Origin of the sequence: Thermocladium sp. ECH_B, from assembly GCA_001516585.1 — an archaeon.
Lineage (GTDB): Archaea > Thermoproteota > Thermoprotei > Thermoproteales > Thermocladiaceae > Thermocladium.
The window spans coordinates 1-4,019 of record LOBW01000108.1 but is presented as its reverse complement, the minus strand read 5'-3'; the positions used below and the strand labels follow the sequence as shown (position 1 = coordinate 4,019).

The window sequence follows — 4,019 nt, the reverse complement described above, 5'->3', positions numbered from 1 at the left end:
AATAGCTGGAATACTGCCTAATAAGAGCGGAGGATCAATAATATTCGCTGATCCCCACCTATTTGCAAACTGCTTGAAGAATAATGGTATAATCAATAAAATTAGTCAAACAACGTCTGGATTAAGGCTGGTCGCCATATATAAATCAATCAGCGGATATGTATTTCAATCACTTGACTTTTCCTTGAATCCCGGAACCGGAAGTCAATCATATCCAGTTCCCTGCACCACATTACAGGGAACCAAGTCCAATGGCGCATCTAATGGAGCAGGAACCAAGTCCAATGGCGCATCTAATGGAGCAGCTTCGTGTTATTGGAATTTACCTGCCACTCCCCTTCTTTTAATCGCATATGTGACTCCCAATTCTAATTCCGCTAATGTACCTCCGGCTCAAGTATTGATCATTCCTTATGGAATATGGCCTGAGTATTATCTCAGCAATAGGGAGATAGTTTTTGGAAAAGCCGATCCATTCGCATCCATGGCGTCCTCAAGCTATATTGTTGATATAGGGGGATCAACATACACGGTGCAGCTCAACCTATACTACACCGGCAATGAGTTCGCATCATTCGGTGGTTAAAAGTGAGGGGGCAAGCATTAATACTTACCGCGATAGTGCTGGCAGTAGCCATTATGGTAATAGCTGTGCTTTTTAGGATGTTCACCATGACTCCTGCCTTCGTGTATCAGAGAAGCATATACTACTCATTCAAGTATAGCCCGCAAGTAATTGCTCAACAAGTATCGCAAGTAATACAGGAGACCGTATTGACTTATGCGAGGAATTATAGTGATTTCCTGGAGAAGCAAGGCATATTGCTATACCTACATGCATTAACGCAGGTCCCCACCCAATACTCGCTGGCAAACCTATTGGCAACCCAGCTCAGGATAACCGTGGAGAGCATATATACACCAATAGGTCTGCTGGTTCCAGTTACTCCAATAAATCCAATAATAAGCGTATCAACGGGTTTCTATGGAGCCCTCAATGTGCCGGGAATCAAGTATATATACGCGAATGGCCAAGGATCATCAATAGCAATAAAAGTTAACCAAACATATAACATGCCAACCCTCGGAATACAGCACCTAACCATAGGCCAAGACCTAAACCTAACGGCAACAACGGTAAAGCCAGGGCCAAATACTTGCAATGGAAATCTAAACATAGCAACCTACCAAGCAATAACGACATGCACATTCAACTTCAATACTGAAAGCAATCCATTTACTTATACATGTACGGGACCAGGAACATATTCAACAGGAGACACAAACGAACTATGGGCATATAATAGCGCTAATGGAGAAAATATGTTAGTTTTTATTATTCCATTGGATGAAATCGATGCCAACGCAGGCTTCAGCATCTCAGCAACATTCGAACCAAAAGGTAGTAATGCGCAAGCCAATGTAACCGTATTAAGCAGTAGCCCCAACCCTAATGTGAATTTGCTTCAAATAACTGAACCTACTACCATTACCGTAGTAGTTAAACCTAGTGCTTCTCCCTATAAAATTATCAATAATAATCCAGGGGCTAATATTGAATATTTTGTAAATAATGAAAATATTGGAACTTACAATTATGTTTTACCTGGTTTTAACCTTGTTACCAATACTATTTTTGGAAATAATGCGTATATTTTTTCTGGGTCTGGATCATGGGCTTATCTCGTATACCAGAATGCTAAAGTAGTTAGTGTTACCATTAAGCTATTTAATGATTATACGGTATCTAGGAATACTTATGTTGCTATATCTTATAATGGGCATCCAGCTGTAGGGGCATCATTAAACGGAATCTCCGTCACGCCGTTAATTGGCGTAACCGATATTCCCCTCGAATATTCCATTTGTAACATTACGGATAATGCAGCTATATTTAATGTGTCCATGCCATGGCCGCCCAAAGGATACCCAAATACCCAGTACCTACTCACCATTAATTATAGCGGGATAAAGTTGATGCTAAATCCATGGAGTCCCAGTAATTTATTTAAAATGGGCATAAATCCCACGCCTATAATCATTCCCAACGATGACTCCTCAACATCATTGGTCACCTATAATGCCTACATACTTAATGAGACGAGCGGGTCACTTATTGATGTGAATTATTTTGCTAACATTGGAATCCCAACCTTATACACGGTATATAACGATAACTACACTACCCAAGTTGATGAGTATCAAACCATATATGCAATAGAAGGACCAATAATACCATTTCCATGGATGAATATATTCAATGAAATAAATAATAATTACCCACTCGATAAAATCAGTATATTTACGTTTAATGAAATCCTAATAAATCTAGGCACCGGATATACTGCGATAGCTCAAGTGATTCCCCCACGACAGACCCAAATAACTGGCTTCGGAAATACAAACAATTACCCCACTGGGCTCTATAATTGGATAACTGAGCGTCAATATTTCCCCAACCAAACATTACCATATACATACTTCTACTATACATTACTGAATTGCGAAACAAACAATTATTATAATTCATTCCTTTACTTTATTTATAATAGTATGTGGAACCCCCCATTAAGATATATCGGCACCACCAACCCCTACTATTTGCCTTCTTGCCAAGGAGGGTGGTAATTTATGAAGCTCGGTCAAGCGAGAATAATTGAGGCTGTCGTTGCTACCATTATAATTTTGGTTTTAGCCTCATTAATGCCCATCATATTTAGATCCCCCACCACGGTTCTTCGCAGCCAAATTCAGGTTGGGGCAGAGAATTATGCATATAATGTATTAACTCTCTTAAGTAATAATCCCGGTTTCCTATATGCTGTACAAGATGGCAATTGGAGCATGCTTAGTTCTCTCCTTAATTCCATAGTGGGGCCCCAATATGATTGGTATATAGCAGTCGTTCCATTCGGTAAACTGAGCACATTAAGCGTGGTTAGGGGAAGCAATTATGTTCTTCTTCCAATAAATGTAGTGCCTAGTTCCTATTACTCTAAGCTTGGACTGATTACATTGACAAGCCCAACAACTGCATTGCTTCAATTAAACATTTATTCCTTGAATTCAATGCTCCCAACGGGTTATAGCATAAACACGACGTTTCCGCTGGCTAACTTAGCATTCATTCAATGCATTAATCCATCGCTCTTACTGAATATAACCGCATGCATTAAGCAAGGACAAGCACGATTATTATCATGGCAACTCCAAAGCTTCGATAATAGAACTGGAGCCGCAAGCATATGGATTAATGGAACTGGAACGATCTATGCGATCATTCCAAGCAATCAAAATAAACCGCTTAATCCATTGAATAATGCGATCTGTGGAGAACCATATTGCCTACCCATTGGGGGAACCAGTAATTTAATGGTTAATGTAACTAACCAAGCGAAGTACGCTAATGACCCGGGATTCCTTAATCAAGCCATACCAAACATGGAATGCTTAAATACGAATCCAAGCGGGGTAAATCAGCAACAAAATTTTATAACCATTAGGACAAGTCCATGCTACGTGCAAAACTATGCTGGAGCACTTGTTCCCCTTAATGCACCATCTAGTGTCTCCTGCGAATTTCGGACTAGTTATAACGTGAACTCCAGTTATGGAGTAAGCGTGTACCTTGATGGTCAATTAGCGATAGCCGTACCTTATTCAAGCTTCTCTGTCACCCTCAAGAACTTACAAGTAAATCTTTTCATTTGTTTCTCAAATAAGACTCCACCCTGTGAAATATATAAGGGGAACTTGAACGGCATTAATTGGCCCCTTAGCTTTCCCATATCATCAACCCTCTCATTTTACTCAAGCAATGAGACCTTTATGATAAATAACACTAATATACTTGCGAACACTACTTTAAGCAGTTATTATTACTCGTATTTATTGAAGCTCAGCGTAACTCCTAATTACGCTAAGTGTGGACTCGATATTAAATCAACAATGTATAATTACGTGACCACGGACTCTAGAACCTTAAGCTATATTTATCCACTAAATGTTTGTAATTTATT

At 39.4% G+C, this 4,019-nt stretch carries 1 protein-coding gene and 2 pseudogenes; all 3 read left to right on the top strand.

Annotated elements, in window-relative coordinates; all coding sequences use genetic code 11:
• The 3 genes and pseudogenes from AT710_09285 (at position 1) to AT710_09275 (ending at position 4,019) form a co-directional block, all read left to right on the top strand.
• Positions 1–586, top strand: a pseudogene (locus tag AT710_09285).
• Between the two features lie 2 nt (positions 587–588).
• Positions 589–2,628 (top strand): hypothetical protein, encoded by a 2,040-nt coding sequence (locus AT710_09280; GenBank protein KUO90262.1) that lies wholly within the window; start codon positions 589–591, stop codon positions 2,626–2,628.
• A gap of 3 nt (positions 2,629–2,631) precedes the next feature.
• Positions 2,632–4,019 (top strand): annotated as a pseudogene (locus AT710_09275).